General features: G+C 67.7%; 20 protein-coding genes and 1 tRNA gene. 11 read left to right on the forward strand and 10 right to left on the reverse strand.

Translation table 11 applies throughout. The features are described from left to right. Nucleotides 1-29: 29 nt before the first annotated feature. The 3 genes from BM013_RS22545 to BM013_RS22555 all read right to left on the reverse strand — a co-directional run bounded on the left by BM013_RS22545 (nt 30) and on the right by BM013_RS22555 (nt 2007). On the reverse strand, nt 30-896 hold the full coding sequence (locus BM013_RS22545; RefSeq protein ID WP_093129868.1) for an Ivy family c-type lysozyme inhibitor: 867 nt from the start codon (nt 894-896) through the stop codon (nt 30-32). An 18-nt stretch (nt 897-914) separates the two neighbouring features. After that, nucleotides 915-1562, reverse strand: a complete 648-nt coding sequence (nth, locus tag BM013_RS22550; protein ID WP_093129869.1) for an endonuclease III — start codon at nt 1560-1562, stop codon at nt 915-917. A gap of 61 nt (nt 1563-1623) precedes the next feature. Continuing rightward, a complete protein-coding gene (locus tag BM013_RS22555; protein WP_256221602.1) occupies nt 1624-2007 on the reverse strand; it encodes a helix-turn-helix domain-containing protein in 384 nt (127 codons plus the stop codon). A gap of 58 nt (nt 2008-2065) precedes the next feature. Between BM013_RS22555 and BM013_RS22560 the strand changes: the two genes are divergently transcribed. Next, nucleotides 2066-3253, forward strand: a complete 1188-nt coding sequence (locus BM013_RS22560; RefSeq protein ID WP_093129871.1) for an aminotransferase-like domain-containing protein — start codon at nt 2066-2068, stop codon at nt 3251-3253. Nucleotides 3254-3280: 27 nt separating this feature from the next. Here BM013_RS22560 and BM013_RS22565 read toward each other — a convergent pair whose 3' ends face one another. Beyond that, nucleotides 3281-3508, reverse strand: coding sequence for a hypothetical protein (locus BM013_RS22565; RefSeq protein WP_093129872.1), 228 nt, complete (start codon nt 3506-3508; stop codon nt 3281-3283). Between the two features lie 57 nt (nt 3509-3565). Here BM013_RS22565 and BM013_RS22570 point away from each other — a divergent pair, with 57 nt between their 5' ends. Then, the gene (locus BM013_RS22570) at nt 3566-3916 is read left to right on the forward strand and encodes a DUF6172 family protein (protein ID WP_093129873.1); all 351 of its coding nucleotides are present in this window, start codon (nt 3566-3568) and stop codon (nt 3914-3916) included. A gap of 7 nt (nt 3917-3923) precedes the next feature. Here BM013_RS22570 and BM013_RS22575 read toward each other — a convergent pair whose 3' ends face one another. From BM013_RS22575 to mfd, 3 genes are read right to left on the reverse strand one after another with little or no spacing between them, the layout of a single operon-like run. Next, nucleotides 3924-4988, reverse strand: coding sequence for an Ldh family oxidoreductase (locus BM013_RS22575; RefSeq protein ID WP_093129874.1), 1065 nt, complete (start codon nt 4986-4988; stop codon nt 3924-3926). Continuing rightward, nucleotides 4985-5695: a phosphoserine phosphatase SerB gene (serB, locus tag BM013_RS22580; RefSeq protein WP_093129875.1), complete on the reverse strand. Its 711-nt coding sequence runs from the start codon at nt 5693-5695 to the stop codon at nt 4985-4987. The genes BM013_RS22575 and serB overlap by 4 nt, the downstream gene beginning before the upstream one ends. After that, nucleotides 5692-9222, reverse strand: a complete 3531-nt coding sequence (mfd, locus tag BM013_RS22585) for a transcription-repair coupling factor (RefSeq protein WP_093129876.1) — start codon at nt 9220-9222, stop codon at nt 5692-5694. Before mfd ends, serB begins: the two co-directional genes overlap by 4 nt. A gap of 117 nt (nt 9223-9339) precedes the next feature. Between mfd and ispD the strand changes: the two genes are divergently transcribed. Beyond that, nucleotides 9340-10062: a 2-C-methyl-D-erythritol 4-phosphate cytidylyltransferase gene (gene ispD / locus BM013_RS22590; protein ID WP_093129964.1), complete on the forward strand. Its 723-nt coding sequence runs from the start codon at nt 9340-9342 to the stop codon at nt 10060-10062. Then, nucleotides 10059-10547 (forward strand): 2-C-methyl-D-erythritol 2,4-cyclodiphosphate synthase, encoded by a 489-nt coding sequence (gene ispF / locus BM013_RS22595; protein ID WP_093129877.1) that lies wholly within the window; start codon nt 10059-10061, stop codon nt 10545-10547. The genes ispD and ispF overlap by 4 nt, the downstream gene beginning before the upstream one ends. A gap of 33 nt (nt 10548-10580) precedes the next feature. On the opposite strand, the gene BM013_RS22600 is transcribed toward ispF, so the two are convergent. Both BM013_RS22600 and ompR read right to left on the reverse strand, forming a co-directional pair. Beyond that, nucleotides 10581-11996, reverse strand: coding sequence for a sensor histidine kinase (locus tag BM013_RS22600; RefSeq protein WP_093129965.1), 1416 nt, complete (start codon nt 11994-11996; stop codon nt 10581-10583). A 74-nt stretch (nt 11997-12070) separates the two neighbouring features. Next, nucleotides 12071-12802, reverse strand: a complete 732-nt coding sequence (ompR, locus tag BM013_RS22605) for an osmolarity response regulator transcription factor OmpR (RefSeq protein ID WP_007837017.1) — start codon at nt 12800-12802, stop codon at nt 12071-12073. A 95-nt stretch (nt 12803-12897) separates the two neighbouring features. On the opposite strand from ompR, the gene BM013_RS22610 reads away from it, so the two are divergent. Beyond that, nucleotides 12898-13332: a hypothetical protein gene (locus BM013_RS22610; RefSeq protein ID WP_256219966.1), complete on the forward strand. Its 435-nt coding sequence runs from the start codon at nt 12898-12900 to the stop codon at nt 13330-13332. A gap of 121 nt (nt 13333-13453) precedes the next feature. Then, nucleotides 13454-14158 (forward strand): SIMPL domain-containing protein, encoded by a 705-nt coding sequence (locus tag BM013_RS22615; protein ID WP_093129879.1) that lies wholly within the window; start codon nt 13454-13456, stop codon nt 14156-14158. A 107-nt stretch (nt 14159-14265) separates the two neighbouring features. On the opposite strand, the gene BM013_RS22620 is transcribed toward BM013_RS22615, so the two are convergent. Further along, nucleotides 14266-15036 (reverse strand): 3-hydroxybutyrate dehydrogenase, encoded by a 771-nt coding sequence (locus tag BM013_RS22620; protein WP_093129966.1) that lies wholly within the window; start codon nt 15034-15036, stop codon nt 14266-14268. 68 nt (nt 15037-15104) lie between these two features. On the opposite strand from BM013_RS22620, the gene BM013_RS22625 reads away from it, so the two are divergent. From BM013_RS22625 to phaR, 5 genes are all read left to right on the forward strand, one after another. Next, nucleotides 15105-16055, forward strand: a complete 951-nt coding sequence (locus BM013_RS22625) for an alpha/beta fold hydrolase (RefSeq protein ID WP_371280623.1) — start codon at nt 15105-15107, stop codon at nt 16053-16055. A gap of 66 nt (nt 16056-16121) precedes the next feature. Further along, nucleotides 16122-18311 carry a RelA/SpoT family protein gene (locus BM013_RS22630; protein WP_256219974.1) on the forward strand — a complete coding sequence of 730 codons (2190 nt, stop codon included), beginning with the start codon at nt 16122-16124 and terminating at the stop codon, nt 18309-18311. 48 nt (nt 18312-18359) lie between these two features. Continuing rightward, nucleotides 18360-18436, forward strand: a tRNA-Val gene (locus BM013_RS22635). A 170-nt stretch (nt 18437-18606) separates the two neighbouring features. Further along, entirely contained in the window at nt 18607-18978 is a 372-nt protein-coding gene (locus BM013_RS22640; RefSeq protein WP_093129882.1) for a hypothetical protein, read from the forward strand. 77 nt (nt 18979-19055) lie between these two features. Further along, nucleotides 19056-19616 (forward strand): polyhydroxyalkanoate synthesis repressor PhaR, encoded by a 561-nt coding sequence (phaR, locus tag BM013_RS22645; protein WP_093129883.1) that lies wholly within the window; start codon nt 19056-19058, stop codon nt 19614-19616. The last annotated feature ends 112 nt before the right edge of the window (nt 19617-19728 follow it).

Here is a 19728-nt window from a genome sequence, read left to right on the forward strand (position 1 = left end):
CGGCCCAGTTCGGTTCGAGTCAGTTCAGCTCAGTTCTTCTGGCGCCACTGCTCGCGCCAGAGCTTTTCCAGTTGCGGCGCCATGGCCGGCGGCGGCGCACCGACCAGGCGGTTGCGGCCGTCGCGCTGCACCAGCCCGTAGATGCGGCCGGAGCCCTGGTCGTAGAGCGCGACGGCGTTGTTGTCGTGGCAGTCGTGCGGCTTGCAGAAGGCATGCAGCAGGTAGCGCGTGCCCTCGACCGTGACCCACTGCGGCTCGGGCGCCGGGCCTTCGCGGCGCACCAGCCAGCGGTCGTTCTCGCGCGGGCCCAGCGCGTTGCGCCAGGCCTTCTGCATGGCCGGGCCCTGTGCCAGCGCGGCGGGGCTGCCGGTGGGCGGGGGCGGCAGCTTTGCGGCGGGTGCGGCCTCGGCCGGCGGCGGTGCGGCGCGCGCGGCGCCGTCGCAGCGCCAGTAGCGCAGCTTCATCAACTCGGCCCCGAGCTGGCCGGCAACCGGCTTGTCGGCGTCCAGCGTGACCGACTGGCCGCGCGCATCGCGGTAGACCAGGAAGGTCATGGCGCCGGCCTTGTCGACATCGCTCATCAGCGCCACGTCGAAGCCGGCCGGCGGCGGGCTGTTGCCGAAGAAGCTGTAGGCCGTCTGCGGCGTGCGGCCGACCACGCGGCGCTTGCCGCTCTCGGCGATCAGCGCGTCCTGGCGCACCTGCAGCGTGGGGGCGGCGTTGTCGGCGCAGGCGGTCGACCAGCGCCCGCCGTAGAGCGCCATGGCGTCGGGGGCGAGGCCGGCGGCCTGCTGAGACCAGGCCGCGCCGGGCGCGGCGCAAAGCAGGGTGGCGAGCAGGGCCGGGAGCAGGGCGCCTGTCGCGAGGGTCGGGGTGTGTCTTTTCTGGGTCGTCATTCTTGAAGCGTCATGCCGTCATGCTGTTTTGGGCGCGGGGGTCTTGGGTTTGTAGGCGCAGAAGGTGTGCACCGCGCATTCCCAGCAGCGCGGCTTGCGCGCCACGCACACATAGCGCCCGTGCAGGATCAGCCAGTGGTGCGCGTGCAGCCGGTATTCCATCGGAACGCGCTTCTCCAGCTTGAGTTCCACCTCCAGCGGCGTCTTGCCCGGCGCCAGGCCGGTGCGGTTGCCCATGCGGAAGATGTGCGTGTCGACCGCGATGGTGGCCTCGCCGAAGGCCGTGTTCAGCACCACGTTGGCCGTCTTGCGGCCCACGCCGGGCAGCGCCTCCAGCTCGGCGCGCGTGCGCGGCACCTCGCCGCCGTGCAGCTCGACCAGCATGCGGCAGGCTTCGTTGAGGTGCTTGGCCTTGCTGCGGTACAGGCCGATGGTCTTGATGTATTCCTCCAGCCCTTCCACGCCCAGGTCGTAGATGGCCTGGGGCGTGTTCGCCACCGGGAACAGCTTGCGCGTGGCCTTGTTCACGCCCACGTCGGTGGCCTGCGCCGACAGCAGCACGGCCGCCAGCAGCTCGAAGGGCGTGGTGTATTCGAGCTCGGTCTTGGGCTCGGGGTTGGCCGCCTGCAGGGTGGCGAAGAAGAGCGGGATGTTTTCTTTTTTCATGGGGCGGGCCCCGAAAGGCTCCGGATTTCTCGTTTTGTCATTTCTCTTGCCGGCGCCGCTGCTACCAGTCGGCACCGCTCAAGGGCGATGACGGTGACGACGGCGAAGGCGGCGCGCCCGGCAATCGGCGTGCCGACAGGGGCGGCACCGGTGGCGGCACGAGCAGCAGCCGGGCATCGAGCGCGTGCAGCACCTCGAGCAGCTGCGCCACGCTCACCACGCCCGGATTCTTCTCGATGTCGGCCATCCGGGTCTGCTTCACACCCAGCCGCTGGCCCAGTTGAGCCTGGGTCAGGTTGTGCGTTTTTCGCAGGGCCTTGAGATGGGCCGAGAGTTCTTTTGCCGAATCGATACCGATGTTCATCGCATGAACCTCCTCGCGTCGACCGAAAAAACCGCCTTGCAGCGTTACACGCAATATATCGTCGAAAGGCCATGAGCTCACGCAGCTTTATTGCCCGCCGGTTTCGCGACAATGGCGCCCAGAAAGTGAGAGCCCTACCATGCAATTCGCCTCCCGCCTCGACAACGTCGAAACCTCCGCCATCCGCGAACTCTTCAAGCTGCTGGGCAAGCCCGGCATCATCAGCTTCGCGGGCGGTTTTCCCGACAGCGCCATGTTCGACGTGGAAGGCCTCAAGGAGGCGAGCCAGAAGGCGCTGACCGAGGAAGCCGGCGGCGCGCTGCAGTACGGCGCCACCGAAGGCTACGAGCCGTTGCGCACGCAGCTCGGTGCCTTCATGAAGACCAAGGGCGTCGAGGTCGACCCCAGCGGCCTGATCGTCACCACCGGCAGCCAGCAGGCGCTGGACCTGCTGGGCAAGACCATGATCTCGCCCGGCGACAAGGTGATCGTGGAGGGCCCGACCTTCCTGGCCACCATCCAGTGCTTTCGCCTGTACGGCGCGCAGCTCATCAGCGCGCCCATCGACGCCAACGGCGTGAAGACCGACGAACTCGAGAAGCTCATTGCCGAGCACAAGCCCAAGTTCGTCTACCTGATTCCCACCTTCGGCAACCCCAGCGGCGCCATGCTGAGCCTGGAGCGCCGCAAGAAGGTGCTCGAGCTGGCCGTGAAGTACCAGACGCTGATCGTCGAGGACGACCCCTACGGCGACCTGTACTTCGGCGAGGCGCCGCCGCCGTCGATCCTGTCGCTGAGCAAGGACGTGCCCGGCAGCCGCGAACTCATCGCCCATTGCGGCAGCCTGAGCAAGGTGCTGAGCCCGGGCCTGCGCATCGGCTGGATGATCGCGCCGGCCGAGCTGCTGGCCAAGGCCACCATGTGCAAGCAGTTCAGCGACGCGCACACCAGCACCTTCTCGCAGGCCACGGCCGCGCAGTACCTCAAGAGCGGGCGCATGCCGGCCACGCTGGCGCATGTGCGCGAGGTGTACGGCCAGCGCGCCCAGGCCATGGGCGACGCGCTGAAGCGCGAACTGGGCGATGCCGTGAGCTTCACGCAGCCCAACGGCGGCTTGTTCTTCTGGGCCCGCCTGACGGGCGCCAACGGCAAGCTGGCCGATGCGAACGAACTCGCGAAGCGGGCGATCGAGAAGCTCGTGGCCTTCGTGCCCGGCGCGCCGTTCTTTGCCGAGAACCCCGATGTGGCCACCCTGCGCCTGAGCTTTGCCACGGCCGACGTGGCCAAGATCGAGGAAGGCGTGAAGCGCCTCGGCCAGGCGCTCTAAAGCGCTAGGTACCTGCAGCTGTCGGTATCAGGGGGACCGGTGCAGCCTGGGCGCTGCAAGCAGGTCCAGGTTGTCTGAAATGGCCGCATCCACGTTCGGATAGCGGCCTTTCATCTTGGAGAGCGTCATGATGGTCTGCAGCGCCTTCAGGTCCTTGACCGAGGGCGCGACCTTGATCTGCGCGATGGCGGCAGGGGCGTTGCCTCCGTTCACCAATGCCATCACCTTGCCTGCCCAGTCGTTTGCGCGCGCCATGTCGTCACCTGTTATCCGTTGAATGCGCCGACTGTACACAGCGGGTTAGGATCACCCATGAGAAAAACCTTTCAGCTTCAAGTCGAGGGCAAGCACCCCGACCGTCTCCTCGAAGCCATCAAGCACGAGATCCGCAAGTACATCAAGCGCGAACGCCGCCGCGAATTGCCCGAAGGCGCGGACTTCTGGGACTTCGATTGCAAGTTCGGCGCCGCCGAAGAAACCGCCGAAGCGGTGCACCTCTCGGCCATCACCGGCCTGATCGACGGTGTGGTCAAGGAGGGCGGCCAGCAGTTCTATGTCGAGCTGCTGGCCAAGCCCGGCAAGCGCCAGCCGCGTCCGGAGGGCGAGGCCCCCCGCCACACCGCCGGTGCATCCGATGCATCCGGCGAATCCGAAGAAGACTGATCCTTCGTCAGACCAGCGCCTGCGCCAGCCGCAGGCCATGCCGCTGCTCGGCGTCCTGCAGCGAGCGCGCAATCGACGGGTGCAGCCGCACCCCGTTCGCCGATTGCCCTTCCCGACGTTTCAACCCGCCTTCGCCCGGCAGCCGCACAGGCTTCGCCGGGTCGATGGGCACGTTGCCGCGGCACTGCGCCGCCACGTGGTCCATCTGGCGCAAAAAGGCTTCCTTGCCGCCGAAGGCGTTCAGGTCGTGCAGCGTGATGTGCACGGTCGCGCCCCAGCCCTCGGGCGGATCGGCCCGGCCGTGGCCGGCCAGGCCCGCGGTGAGGGTCTCCACCAGCAGCGCCATGCCGTAGCCCTTGTGCCCGTGGCTCAGGCCGCCCACCGGCAGCAGCGTGCCGGGCGGCTGGTCGAACAGCACCTGCGGGTTGTTCGACGGCTTGCCGGCGGCGTCGATGAGCCACTCCTCGGCGAAGGTCTCGCCGGCCGCGCGCTTGCGGTTGCTCATGCCGTTGGTGGTGATGGAGGCCGAGATGTCGACCATCACGCCGCCCTGCGACAGCGGGAAACCCATGGCCAGCGGGTTGGGCGTGAACACCGCCTGCGTGCCGCCGAAGGGCGCGACGCTGGCCGCGTTGGGGTCGGAACAGGCCAGCAGCATCAGCATGTCTTCCTGCAGCGCGCGCAGCATGTAGACCGCGAGGCAGGCGATGTGGTGGCTGCGGCGAATGACCAGCGAGGCCGTGCCCAGCTCGCGCGCACGCGGCACCAGCAGGTCCATGCCCTGTTCCATGAGCCAGGGGCCGGGCAGGCGCCTGCCGTCCCACAGCACGGCGGCGGGGCGGTCCGACAGCACCTCTGGCGCGCCGTCGCGCGCCATGCCGCCCGATTCGAGTTCCTTCACATAGCCCGCCAGCAGCGCGAGGCCGTGCGTGTCGTGGCCCAGCAGGTCGCCCTCGACCAGCGTGCGCGCGACCGCGGCCGCCTTGGGCGCGGCGAGGCCGGCCTTCCGGAGCAGGGCGTCGGCGTAGGCGACGAGCGCGTCGGCGCGGTACAGGGGGGCGGCGTCGGTCATTTCAGGATTTCCAGTACGCGGTCGAGGCCGCCTTCGTTGATGGCCACCATGGCCTGTTCGCGCACCTTCGGCTTGGCGTGATAGGCCACCGAGAGGCCGGCTTCGCCCATCATCGGCAGGTCGTTGGCGCCGTCGCCCACGGCAATGGTTTCCTGCGGCGAGATGCCCATGAGCGAGGCCACCTCGAGCAGCGTGCGGCGCTTTTCGGCGCCGTCGCAGATGTCGCCCCAGCTCTGCGTGACCACCTGGCCGGTGAGCTTGCCGCCGGCCTCGTCGAGCAGGTTGGAGCGCGCGAAGTCGATCCCCAGGCGCTCCTTCACGCGGTTCGCGAAGAAGGTGAAGCCGCCCGACACCAGCAGCACCTTGAGGCCGGCCGCCTTGCAGGCCGCGACCAGCTCGGCCGCGCCGGGGTTGAGCTTCAGCCGCTCGTCGTACACCTGCTGCAGGGCCTGCACGGGCACGCCCTGCAGCAGCGCCACGCGGCGGCGCAGGCTTTCCTTGAAGTCCTTGATCTCGCCGCGCATCGTGGCCTCGGTGATGGCCGCCACCTCGGCCTTCTTGCCGACGGCATCGGCGATCTCGTCGATGCATTCGATGTTGATGAGCGTGGAGTCCATGTCGAACGCGATCAGCTTGAAATCGGCGAGCTTCAGCGGCGGCTTCACGCGCTGCAGGACGAGACCGGGCGAAATTTCTGTGGCGCTCATGCGGGAGAGGTTTCCTTGACGAGGGGTTGTCCGAGGCTGCGCAAGACGTCGCGCACCATCTGGGCACGCTCCTTCGGCTCCTTGAGTTCGCGTTCGATGCGAAGCTTCTCGTTGCCTGCGAGCTTGATGTGCTTATTCTTCTGCACCAGCTGGATGATGGCCATGCCGTCGACCGGCGCGTCCTTCTTGAAGGTGATGTTGATGATGCCGGGCGCGGCATCGACCTTGACCACGCCGTACGGCCGCGCCAGCACGCGCAGGCGGTGCGTGTCGATCAGCGTCTGCGCCTGCGGCGGCAGCTTGCCGAAGCGGTCGACGATTTCTTCCAGCAGCGTGTCGATCTGGTCGGGCGTCTTCGCGGTGGCCAGCTTCTTGTAGAACGACAGGCGCAGGTGCACGTCGCCGCAGTAGTCGTCGGGCAGCAGGGCGGGGGCGTGCAGGTTGATCTCGGTGGTGACCGACAGCGGCGCCAGCAGGTCGGGCTCCTGCCCGGCCTTGAGCGAGCGCACGGCCTCGCTGAGCATCTCGTTGTAGAGCTGGAAGCCGATCTCCATCATGTTGCCGCTCTGGTTCTCGCCCAGCACCTCGCCGGTGCCGCGAATCTCCAGGTCGTGCATGGCCAGGTAGAAGCCGGAGCCCAGCTCTTCCATCTGCTGGATGGCGTCGAGCCGTTGCGCCGCATGCTTGGTCAGGCCCTCGGTGTCGGGCACCATGAGGTAGGCGTAGGCCTGGTGGTGCGAACGCCCGACGCGGCCGCGCAGCTGGTGCAGCTGCGCCAGGCCGAACTTGTCGGCGCGGCTCATGACGATGGTGTTGGCCGTGGGCACGTCGATGCCGGTCTCGATGATGGTCGAGCACAGCAGCATGTTGTAGCGCTGCGCCACGAAGTCGCGCATGACGCGCTCCAGCTCGCGCTCGGGCATCTGGCCGTGGGCCACGGCGATGCGGGCCTCGGGCAATATCTCTTCGAGCTTCTGGCGGCGGTTCTCGATGGTCTCGACCTCGTTGTGCAGGAAGTACACCTGCCCGCCGCGCTTGAGCTCGCGCAGCACGGCTTCGCGGATCACGCCGGTGCCTTCGTTGCGCACGAAGGTCTTGATGGCCAGGCGCCGCTGCGGCGCGGTGGCGATCACGCTCAGGTCGCGCAGGCCTTCCAGGGCCATGCCCAGCGTGCGCGGAATGGGCGTGGCGGTGAGCGTCAGCACGTCGACCTCGGCGCGCATGGCCTTCATCGCTTCCTTGTGGCGCACGCCGAAACGATGCTCCTCGTCGATGATGAGCAGGCCCAGGTTCTTGAACTTGACCGACTGCGACAGCAGCTTGTGCGTGCCGACCACGATGTCGACCTGGCCCTCGGCCAGGCCCTTGGCGGCGGCGGTGATTTCCTTGGCGGATCGGAAGCGGCTCATCTCGGCCACCTTCACCGGCCACTTGGCGAAGCGGTCGATCAGCGTCTGGTAATGCTGCTCGGCCAGCAGCGTGGTGGGCGCGAGGAACGCCACCTGCTTGCCGCCGGTGACGGCGATGAACGCGGCGCGCAGCGCGACCTCGGTCTTGCCGAAGCCCACGTCGCCGCACACCAGGCGGTCCATCGGCTGGGGCGAGATCATGTCCTGCACCACGGCGTGGATCGCGGCCTTCTGGTCGGCGGTTTCCTGGAAGCCGAAGTCGTTGGCGAACACCTCGTAGTCGGCCGGCGAGTAGCGAAAGGCGTGGCCTTCGCGCGCGGCGCGCCGGGCATAGATGTTGAGCAGCTCGGCGGCCGAGTCGCGCACCTGTTCGGCGGCCTTGCGCTTGGCCTTTTCCCACTGGCCGGAGCCCAGCTTGTGCAGCGGCGCCTCGTCGGCGCTGACGCCGGTGTAGCGGCTGATCTGGTGCAGTTGCGACACCGGCACGTACAGCGTGGCCTTGTCGGCGTATTCCAGGTGCAGCATTTCCTGCAGCAGGGGCTTGCCTTCGGCGTCGGTGCCCTGGCCCAGGTCCATGTGGGTCAGGCCGCGATAGCGGCCGATGCCGTGCGCGGTGTGGACCACCGGGTCGCCCACGTTGAGCTCCGACAGGTCCTTGATGAGCGCCTCGACGTCGCTGACCTGCTCTTGCTTCTTGTTGCGCCGGCGCGTGGTGGGCGCGGTGGCGAACAGCTCGGTCTCGGTGACGAGGTCGATGCCCTGTTCGCGCCAGGCGAAGCCCGAGGCCAGCGCGGCGGTGGCGATGCCGATCTTCTCGTCGGCGGCGGCTTCGAACTCGGCCAGCGAATCGAAGGCCGGCGGGCTCACGCCACTGGCGCGCAGGAAGTCGAGCAGGCTTTCGCGGCGGCCGTCGCTCTCCGCGATCAGCAGCACGCGGTGCGGCGTGGCGCGGATGTGCGCCTTCAGGCCGACCAGCGGGTCTTCGGCGCCGCGCACCACCGCGAAGGGTGGCAGCTTGTCGAACTCGGCGTAGGGCGCCTCGGTGGGCACCTCGCCACCCGCACCGCCGCCCGCACCGCCGCCCGCACCGCCGCCCGCACCGCCGCGAATGGCGAGCTGCGGGTGCGGCTTGGCGCGCTGGTAGAACTGCTCGGCGTTCAGGAACAGCGCCTCGGGCGGCAGGGCGGGGCGCTCGGGGTCGCCCTGCACCAGGCGGTAGCGCTCGTTGGTGTCCTGCCAGAAATGCTGGAACGCGGGTTCGAGGTCGCCGTGCAGCACCACCGTGGCGTCGGGGCCCAGGTAGTCGAACACCGTGGCCGTCTCGTCGAAGAACAGCGGCAGGTAGTACTCGATGCCGGCGGTGGCCACGCCGTTGCCCATGTCCTTGTAGATGCGGCTCTTGGTCGGGTCGCCTTCGAGCAGTTCGCGCCAGCGGCTGCGAAAACGCCCGCGCGCGTCGTCGTCCATCGGGAATTCGCGGCCCGGCAGCAGGCGCACCTCGGGCACGGGGTACAGGCTGCGCTGGGTGTCGGGGTCGAAGGTGCGGATGGAGTCGATCTCGTCGTCGAACAGGTCGACGCGAAACGGCACCAGCGAGCCCATGGGGAACAGGTCGATCAGGCCGCCGCGCACCGCGTATTCGCCGGGGCTCACCACCTGCGTCACGTGGCTGTAGCCGGCCAGCGTGAGCTGGGCCTTGAGCCGGGATTCCTCCAGCTTCTGCTTGGCCTTGAACTGGAAGGTGTAGCCGGCCAGGAACGCCGGTGGCGCCAGCCGGTAGAGCGCGGTGGTGGCGGGCACCAGCACCACGTCGGCCTCTTTCTGGCTGATGCGCCAGAGCGTGGCCAGGCGCTCGCTGATCAGGTCCTGGTGCGGGGAGAAGCTGTCGTACGGCAGCGTTTCCCAGTCGGGGAACAGGGCGCAGCGCAGCTCGGGCGCGAAGAAGGCAATTTCGTCGATCAGCCGCTGCGCGTCGTTGGCGTCGGCGGTGAACATGGCGGTGGCGCGGCCCGCGGCCTTCTCGCGCATGGCCAGCTGCGCCAGCAGCAGTGCATCGGCCGACAACGGGGGACGCGGCAGCGTGAAACGCTTGCCCGCCGTGAGGTGGGGGAGGTCCATGGAACGCTTACTGGAAATGCACAACACCCCGCGCCGGCTGGCGAGGGGTGTGCGTAGCGGTCGATTCTAGAATGGCGGCCCTTTATTCGCTTGTCGGCCGACGCCGACGTCGGGCCCATGTCCACTTCCCGTCTCTTCGTGCTGATTCCGTGCGCCGGCTCCGGCCATCGCGCGGGCCATGCGCAGTCCACCCTCCCCAAGCAGTACCGGCGCCTGGCCGGCGCGCCGATGGTGGCTCACACGCTGGAGGCCTTCCGCGCGCTGGCGGGCCGGTTTGCCGGGCTGGCGCTGGTGGTGTCGCCCGACGACCGCGACGTGGACGCCGTGCTGCCGCGCTTTCCCGCGCAGGACGAGTACCTGCTGCGCGTGGGCGGCGTGACCCGCGCGGCCACGGTGCGCAACGGCCTTGCCGCGCTGCGCCAGAAGGGCGCCGGCGCGCACGACTGGGTGCTGGTGCACGACGCCGCGCGCTGCCTGGTCACTTCGAGCCAGATCGAGGCGCTGATTTCCGCCTGCGAGCACGACGCCGTGGGCGGGCTGCTGGCGCACCGCCTGGCCGACACGCTCAAGGTATCGACCGCCGAGAGCCGCGTGGCCCAGACGCTGTCGCGTGCCGACAAGTGGCTGGCGCAGACGCCGCAGATGTTCCGCATCGGCATGCTGCTCGACGCGCTGGAGCGCGCGGGCGACGCCGTGACCGACGAGGCCAGCGCCATCGAGGCCGTGGGTCTGTCGCCGCTGCTGGTGCCGGGCAGCGCGCAGAACTTCAAGGTGACCTTCCCCGAAGACTTCGCGCTGGCCGAGGCGCTGCTGCAGGCCCGCAAGAAGGACATGGCATGACGGCGCCGTTCAACATCCGCGTGGGCGAGGGCTGGGACGTTCACCAGCTGGTGGCCGGACGCAAGCTGATCCTGGGTGGCATCGAGGTGCCGCACACCACGGGCCTGCTGGGCCATTCGGACGCCGACGTGCTGCTGCACGCCATCACCGACGCGCTGCTGGGCGGCGCGGGGCTGGGCGACATCGGCCGGCATTTTCCGGACACCGATCCGCAGTTTCGCGGTGCCGATTCGGCGGTGCTGCTGGCCGAGGCGGCGCGCCGTGTGCGCGCGGCGGGCTGGGAAATCGGCAATGTCGACAGCACCGTGATCGCGCAGGCACCGAAGCTGGCGCCGCACATTCCGCTGATGTGCCAGCGCATTGCCGACACGCTGGGCGTGGCGCTCGAGCAGGTCAACGTGAAGGCCAAGACGGCCGAGAAGCTCGGCCCGGTGGGCGAGGGCCGCGCGATGGAAGCTCGCGCGGCCGTTCTCCTGCACCGCTGATACCGGTCGAAGCCCTCGGCTAAGGGCGAGGGCTCAGGCCGGCTTCCTGCCCGCCGGCAGTTCGCCCGGCTTGGGCGCCGGCATGGCGCGCGGCATGCGGATGTGCGCCGCCAGGCCGCGGCCCGGCGTGCTGGTCAGCGCGAAGGTGCCGCCCATGCGCTCGATGTTCTTCGCCACGATCGACAGGCCCAGCCCGGCGCCGGCCGCCGAGGTGCGCGCCGTATCGCCGCGGAAGAAGGGCTTGGTCAGCTGCGAGAGCAGGCCCGGCTCGACGCCCGCGCCGTGGTCGCGCACCTTGATCAGCACCGCGTCGTTGTTGGCCTGCGCCTGGATCGTGACGTCGGCCACGCCGGTGGAAGGCGTCTTGCCGTAGCGCCGCGCGTTCTCGACCAGGTTGGAGATCACGCGCGTGAGCTCGACCTCGTCGCCCAGCACGCGCAGGTCGGGTGGCACCTCGACCTTGATGTTCATCTCCTCGTAGTCCTGCACGGCGTAGGTGCAGGCGTCGACCACGTCGCGCAGCAGCACCGGCCGCGGATCGACATGGTCGGGCCGCGCGTAGTCCAGGAACTTGTCGATGATCGCGTCGAGCTGCGCGATGTCGGCGGCCATGTGGTCGCGCGCGTCTTCGTCGGCCACGCTCATCTCGGTTTCCAGCCGCAGGCGCGCCAGCGGCGTGCGCAGGTCGTGCGAGATGCCGGCCAGCATGATGGCGCGGTCCTGCTCGATCTTGGCGAGCTGGTCGGCCATGCGGTTGAAGCCGATGTTGACGGCGCGGATCTCGTTGGTGCGGGCGCGCTCGTCGAGCCGGTGCGCCTCGTACTCGCCTTCGCGCACCTGCATGGTCGCGCGCGACAGCTGCTTGAGCGGCAGGTTGATGAGCCGCGTGATCAGCGCCGCGCCGGCCAGCGACAGCGCCATGGCGGTGCTGAGCCACACCAGCCAGGTGCGCCCGCCCACGCGGCTGAAACGCGTGGGGTCGAGCAGCAGCCAGTAGGTGTCGCTCTCGATGGTGAAGCCGATCCACAGGCCCGCCTCGTCGTTCACGCGGCTGGCCACCGTGGTGCCCTCGCCGAGCTGGTCGATGAGCTCCTCGGTGACGCGCTGGTCGAGCGCGCCGCTGGTGTAGGGCTCGAAGCGGTCGTTGGGCTCGCGCGGCAGGATGCGCACGCCTTCCTGGTCGGCCAGCGTCTTGATGAGCGAGACCCGCGTGATGGCGTCCGAATACACCAGCGCCGCGCGCGTGAGATTCACGAGCGAGGCGATCTGGTGGGCGGTTTGAATGGCGCGCGGCTCGTACTCGAGCGAGCGGAAGGTCTGCAGCCACGCGACCGTGCAGCCGATGAGCAGCAGCGCCAGCAGAAAGAATGTGCGCCAGAAAAGGCTGAAGCCCAGCTTGAGGCCGGGGCGACGGTCACGTTGCGCGCTCGCTTCGAGCGGGCTCGGCATGGTGACCTGCGCACCGTCCTCCTGGGCGGAGCCGGGCCTGGCGTATTGGCCGATGGCCACCTCTCAGCGGCGCGTCAGGCCGTGCCGTCCGGCACGAACACATAGCCCACGCCCCAGACGGTCTGGATGTAGCGCGGCGCAGCGGCGTCGGACTCGACCAGCTTGCGCAGGCGCGAGATCTGCACGTCCAGGCTGCGGTCGAAGGGCTCGAACTCGCGCCCGCGCGCCAGCTGGGCCAGCTTTTCGCGCGACAGCGGTTGACGCGGATGGCGCACCAGCGCCTTCAGCATCGCGAACTCGCCGGTGGTCAGCGAGAGTTCTTCGCCATCCTTTTTCAAGGTGCGCGAGCCGAGATCGAACGCGAACGGACCGAAGGTGACGGTCTCGTTCTCGGTGGAGGGGGCGCCCGGCGCTTCGAGCGGCGGACGGCGCCGCAGCACCGCGTGCACGCGAGCCAGCAGCTCGCGCGGGTTGAAGGGCTTGCCCAGGTAGTCGTCGGCGCCGACTTCGAGGCCGACGATGCGGTCGACGTCCTCGCCCTTGGCGGTGAGCATGATGATCGGGGTGCGGTCGTTGGCGGCGCGCAGGCGGCGGCAGACCGAGAGGCCGTCTTCGCCGGGCATCATCAGGTCGAGCACGATCAGGTCGACCGTGTCGCGCAACAGGATGCGGTTGAGCGCCTTGCCGTCCTCGGCCACGATCACTTCGAATCCTTCCTGCGTCAGATAGCGGCGCAGCAGGTCGCGGATGCGGGCGTCGTCGTCGACGATCACGATCTTGTCGGTGCGAGCGGGAACTTGAGTCATTTCTACAACGATGAATTTGTAACAGGGCCGATTCTGAAGGCGTTAAGGCTTCGTTGAGCCGGATTTACTTATGGTTTGACACTAAGTTACAAAACTTGCGGACGCTCGCGGTCTGGTCATCCGACGTTAGCCTGGAGGTGGCAAAGTTCCCTCTGCGTTATGACTTCCGCTCAATGAGACTACGTTTTTCAGCCCTCACATGCCTTCTCGTTTTCGCCAGCGGTTCCGCGCTGGCGGTCTCCGGTGATTTCCTCAGGGTGGGCGAAGTGCGCCGCAACGAAGTCCGGGATGCGGTGGCGGCCCACAGGGCCGCGCAGCGCGAGGAAGTGCAGCGCGAAGAGGCCGCCGCCGGCCGCCGGCTCACCGCCGCCGAGCTGTTCGAACTGCGCCAGCAGGTGCGCGGCCAATGGACCCCGCCGGGCGCGGGGCCTCTGATGAATTCGGCAGAATCGCAGCCGGCCGAGCGCATCGTGCCGGCACCGCCGCCCGCGCGCGACCCGCTCACGGCGCCGCGCAGCCAGCGCCGCTGAGGCCTCGCGGGCAACCGAGCAGGCAGGGCCGGCCGAGCCAAGCTGGCCCGCATGGCCCGCCGTTGCGGACTGTCGGGCGGGCAGGCTCGTCTTTCATACCAAACCTGGGGAGTACATCAACTTGAAAAAAATCAAACTGTTCGCGGCCGTGGCCGCCCTGACCGTGGCCGGCACCGCGCTGGCACAGACCGTCGCCACGCCGGCGCCGCAGAACGTGCTGCAGCTCATGGCCGCCGGCACGGTCGAGGTCCAGCAGGACCTGCTGAGCATGACGCTCTCGACCACGCGGGACGCCACCGACGCGGCCACCGTGCAGACCCAGCTGAAGACCGCGCTCGACGCCGCATTGGCCGAGGCGAAGAAGACCGCCCAGCCGGGCCAGCTCGACGTGCGTACCGGCAATTTCAGCCTGTCGCCGCGCTACACCAAGGACGGCAAGATCAACGGCTGGCAAGGCTCCACCGAGCTGGTGCTCGAAGGGCGCGACTTTCCGCGCATCACCCAGGCGGCCGGCCGCGTCACCACGCTCACCGTGGGCAGCGTCGGCTTCGGCCTGAGCCGCGAACAGCGCGCCAAGACCGAGACCGAGGCGCAGAACATCGCCATCGAGAACTTCAAGCAGAAGGCCACCGAGCTGGCCAAGGGCTTCGGCTTCGGCGGCTACACGCTGCGCGAGGTGTCGGTGAACGCGAACGACTCCGGCCCGATCCGCCCGCGCATGATGGCGGCGCAGGCCAAGTCGTTCTCGTCCGATTCGGCCGTGCCGGTCGAAGCCGGCAAGACCAGCGTGGTCGTGAACGTCTCGGGCTCGGTGCAGCTCAAGTAAGAAGGCGCGCCCGATGCGTCCAGGCGTATCGGGCGCGCCGGTCCCTCCCTATATAGAAGGAGGGCCTACCTTCGGGCTACCTCCTAGTGGGCATTCTGATCAGGGTGTCACTGGGCGGTCCAGCCGCCGTCCATGGCCCAGGCCACGCCGCGCACCTGGTCGGCTGCCGGCGAGCACAGGAACACCGCCAGGCCGCCCAGTTGCTCGACGGTGGTGAACTGCAGCGAAGGCTGTTTTTCACCCAGCAGGTCGTTCTGGGCCTGCGCGGCGGTGATGCCTTCGCGCGCCGCCCGGTCGTCGATCTGCTTCTGCACCAGCGGCGTGAGCACCCAGCCGGGGCAGATCGCGTTGGCGGTGACGCCCGAGGTCGCGGTTTCGAGCGCGACCGACTTGGTCAGCCCGACGATGCCATGCTTGGCCGCCACGTAGGCCGACTTCTGCGCCGACGCCACGAGCCCGTGGGCCGACGCGATGTTGACGATGCGGCCCCAGTTGGCTTCGCGCATCGCCGGGATCGCCAGGCGCGTGGTGTGGAACGCGCTGGTGAGGTTGATCGCGATGATGGCGTCCCAGCGTTCGGTGGGGAAATCCTCGACCTTGGCGACATGCTGGATGCCGGCGTTGTTCACGAGGATGTCGACGCGGCCGAACCTGGACGCGGCGAACTTCATCATGTCCTCGATCTGGTCGGGTTTGCTCATGTCGGCGCCGTGGTACTCGGCGCGCACGCCGAGTGCCTCGATCTGGGCCTTGGGTGTTTCGGAATCGCCGAAACCGTTGAGCACGATGTTTGCGCCCTGTTGGGCGAGAGCCTTGGCGATGGCGAGGCCAATGCCGCTGGTGGACCCCGTGACAAGCGCGGTTTTGCCTTTGAGCATGTAGATCAATCTCCGGATGAATTAGGATGCGACGAGACAATTATCCGCACCAGAACGACTTCGTTTTCATGACCGAACCGACGCTTCATTACGTGGCGTGCGACGACGCCCAGGGTGGCCATCGCATGGCCTATTGGCAATGGGGCGACGCACGCAGCGCGCACGTCGTGGTCTGCGTGCACGGGCTGACCCGGCAGGGACGCGACTTCGACGCGCTGGCCCAGGCCATCGTGGCACGCGCCGGCGGCGCGGTGCGCGTGGTCTGCCCCGACGTGGTGGGCCGCGGGCGCAGCGACTGGCTGCGCGACCCGGCCTTCTATCAGGTGCCCGTGTACGCGGCCGACATGCTGGCGCTGGTGGCGCAGCTGCACCGCGAACAACCCATCGACGCGCTCGACTACGTCGGCACCAGCATGGGCGGGCTGATCGGCTTCGTGCTCGCGGGCCACAAGGAACTGCCGCTGGCACGGCCCATTCGCCGCTTCGTGGCCAACGACGTCGGCCCGACCATCGAGCCGGCCGCGGTGCAGCGCATCGGCGCGTACGTGGGGCAGGCCGGCCAGTTTGCGAGCGTGCAGGCCGCTTCCGATGCGATGTGGGTACTGTCGACCACCTTCGGTCCGCACACGCAGCAGCAGTGGCTGGCGCTGTCGCAGCACATGGTGGTGCCGGCGTCGCAACGCACGGCCGACGGCTCGGCCAAGGTAGACGCGGACGTTGAAAGCGATGGTGCCTGGGTGCTTCATTACGACCCCGCCATCGGCGTGGCGCTGCGCGCCATCACGCCCGAGGCGGCGGCCCAGGGCGGCGCGATCATGTGGAGCCTGTACGACGCCATCGAGGCGCGCACGCTGCTCACGCGCGGTGCGGTCTCCGATCTGCTGTCGCGCGACACGGCGCTGGCCATGATGCAGCGCGGCCCGCGGGCCCAACTGGTCGAGTTCGACGGCGTGGGCCATGCGCCGACTTTCGTCGACCCCGCGCAGATCGCCGCCGTCACCGACTTCCTGTTCGACTGATCGAGAGAGTGCAGCGTGAAGCGCGATTCCTCGAGCCTCCAGACGGCGCCCGTGTCCGACGCGGTCATGGTCGACTACCCGTTGTCCGCCGCCACGGCCGACCGCACGCCGGTGATGGAGAACATGCTGGCGCGCGCCCGCGCGTTCGCTGAGCCGCTGATTGCCGATGAGACGCTCGACACGGGCGAGAACACGCTCGCGCATGCCGACGCGGTGGCCGCCATCGTCGCGAAGATGGGCGGCTCCGAGGCCATGCAGGCCGCGAGCTACCTGGTCTATGCCTGCCAGCACCTGAACCGCCCGCAGGAAGTCATCGCCAAGGTGTTCGGCGACAATTTCGCGGCGCTCGCGGTGGAGACGACCAAGCTGGTGCGCGTGCAGGAGCAGGCGCGCTCCGCGTCGCAGGGGCACCATGCCGAGGGCGCCGGCGCGCAGACCGAGAACGTGCGCAAGATGCTGCTCGCGTTCTCGCGCGACCTGCGCGTGGTGATGCTGCGGCTGGCCTCGCGGCTGCAGACCTTGCGCCATGCGGCCGCGAGCAAGCAGCCGACGCCCGAGAGCGTGGCGCGCGAATCGCTGCAGGTGTTTGCGCCGCTGGCCAACCGGCTGGGCATCTGGCAGGTGAAGTGGGAGATCGAGGATCTTTCGTTCCGCTTTCTCGAGCCCGAAACCTACAAGCTGATCGCGCGGCTGCTCGACGAGAAGCGCATCGAACGCGAAGGCCACATCGAGCAACTGCGCTCGCAGCTCGAACGCGAACTGCAGGCCGAAGGCGTGAAGGCCACGGTGCAGGGTCGCCCGAAGAACATCTACAGCATCGTGAAGAAGATGCGCGGCAAGTCGCTCGACTTCGCGCAGGTCTTCGACATCCTCGCGCTGCGCGTGGTGGTGCCCGACGTCAAGGATTGCTACGCGGCGCTGGCATGGGTGCACTCGCACTTCCAGCCGATCGACGAGGAGTTCGACGACTACATCGCGCGGCCGAAGCCCAACGGCTACCAGTCGCTGCACACGGTGGTGCGCGAGCTGGTCGACGGCAAGCCGGGCAAGCCGATCGAGATCCAGATTCGCACGGAAGAAATGCACGACCACGCCGAGCATGGCGTGGCGGCCCACTGGGCCTACAAGGAAGCGGGCCACAAGGGCTACGCGGGCGTGTGGGCGAGCGGTGAATACGACGCGAAGATCGCGGTGCTGCGCCAGCTGCTGGCGTGGGAGCGGGATCTTTCGGGCGGTCTGCAGGGGCAGGGCCTGTTCGACGACCGCATCTATGTGCTGACGCCGGATGCGGCCATCGTCGAACTGCCGCAGGGCGCGACGCCGGTCGACTTCGCGTACACCGTGCACACCACGCTCGGCCATCGCTGCCGCGGTGCGCGTGTCGATGGCGCGATGGTGCCGCTGAACACACCGCTGTCGAACGGGCAGACGGTCGAGATCATTGCGGCCAAGGAAGGCGGACCTTCGCGCGATTGGCTCAATGCGGAGCTGGGCTACCTGGCGAGCCACCGTGCACGTGCGAAGGTGCGTGCGTGGTTCAACGCACAGATCACGCACGAGACCGTGGCGCGTGGACGCGAAGCGGTCGAGAAGCTGCTGCAGCGCGAAGGCAAGACGTCGGTGCGGCTCGAAGATCTCGCGTCGCAGCTGGGCTTCAAGTCGGCGGACAACCTCTTCGAAGTGGTCGGCAAGGACGAGTTCTCGTTGCGCAACATCGAGACGTTGCTGCGTCCGCCGGAACCCGCACCGGGTCCCGACGACGGCGTGCTCATCAAGAAGGCGCGCGGCAGCGAGAAGTCGGGCAAGGGCGGTGTGCTGGTGGTGGGCGTGTCTTCATTGATGACGCAACTTGCCAAGTGCTGCAAGCCTGCGCCGCCCGACGCCATTCGCGGTTTCGTCACGCGAGGTCATGGTGTCAGCGTGCACCGCAGCGATTGCAGCAACTTCCGCACGATGGCCGCGAAGGATGGCGAGCGCGTCATCGATGTGGAGTGGGGTGCCGCGAAGAAGGGCGCAGAGGCGCCGGTGTATGCGGTGGACGTGTCCGTCGAGGCGGCCGACAGGCAAGGGCTGCTGCGCGATATCTCCGACGTGTTCGCACGCGAGAAGATGAATGTGATCGGCGTGCAGACGCAATCGATCAAGGGCACGGCGTGGATGACCTTCACCGTGGAAATCGCCGATGCCGCGCGGCTTACGCAGGTGCTCGGACTGGTCACTGCAGTTATTGGTGTGCGATCTGCACGTCGTCGCTGAAAAGCGTGATTTCTGCTGCTACAATAAGTGCTTCTCGGACACATCCTTAGGCGCGTAGCTCAGCTGGTTAGAGCACCACCTTGACATGGTGGGGGTCGTTGGTTCGAGTCCAATCGCGCCTACCAATTTTTGTTCAATCCCGGCCAACCACCGGATCAGTTGAACAAAGCATGCACCGGGTTCCCCGGTGCATTCATCGTCCACTTGTGGTGATGCAGAAAAAGACCATGGCCATCTTGTTGTGCTAACTTGGCCGCACTGCAAACCATTTCCCAATTTCTTGATAAGCGATCAGATGAATACGCGATCAACGCTGGTTGATCGGGCTCATGCCGACAAGCGTCAGGCCTTGCTGTTGAAGCAGGCTCCTCTCGAGTTTGCACGTGCCGTCTACGGCATCAACGACCACGCAGGCGGCCGCACGGAAACCATGGCGGCACGCGAAGTGGCGCGCGCGCAGCAACGCCAGGGCATGCCTTTGACCGAAGAGCGTGCCGAACAGCGCGCCCGCGCCTACCTGCCCACGCCGGGCCAGGAGCACTGCCCACGTTGCTGGGTGGTCTACGGACAAAAAAATCCGCTGCGTTTTCGCGAGGCTTCCGAAGAGCTTCCAGAGACCGCGTCCTGCCATTCGTGCGGGGCGGAATACGCCACATCGTCGGACTGAACGTGCACGAGCGTCGTGCGGTCAGGGTAAACCTTGTCGCGGCGCAGCAAAACCGCTCCCTAGAATCATCCGATGACATGGGCGTCCATGTGAAGGAGTCCGCAGTGCAGAGCAAGAAGTCCGGGGTCAAACCGGTACAGCGTGTGATCAAGAAGTACCCCAACCGAAGGCTCTACGACACCGAGACATCCACGTACATCACGCTGACCGAGGTGAAGCAGCTGGTCATCCAGAGTGCGCAGTTCGTGGTGCGTGACGCCAAGTCCGGCGACGATCTCACCCGCAGCATTCTGCTGCAGATCATTCTTGAAGAAGAGGCGGGCGGCGCGCCGATGTTCACCGAGCAGGTGCTGTCCAACATCATCCGTTTCTACGGGCAGGCGATGCAGGGCTACATGGGCCCGTATCTCGAGAAGAACATCCAGGCCATGACCGAAGTGCAGGCCCAACTGGCCGACAAGGCCGAAGGCCTGACGCCCGAAATGTGGTCGCGCTTCATGAGCATGCAGTCGCCGATGCTGCAGGGGCTGATGGGCAACTACGTCGAGCAATCGAAGAATGTGTTCCTGCAGATGCAGGAGCAGATGCAGAAAAACACCGAGCAGGTGCTGGGCGCCTTTGGCATCAAGCGTCCCTGAGTTCCACCTCGGCCGTCCGGCCGCCAGATCGACCGAGTGCGCTTGACCCTCGGCCGAAGGCGAAGGTTCTCCAATGAATGCCCAGCCGTCACCGATAGCTGGGACAATAGAG

The organism is Variovorax sp. OK605 (assembly GCF_900115445.1).
GTDB lineage: Bacteria > Pseudomonadota > Gammaproteobacteria > Burkholderiales > Burkholderiaceae_C > Variovorax.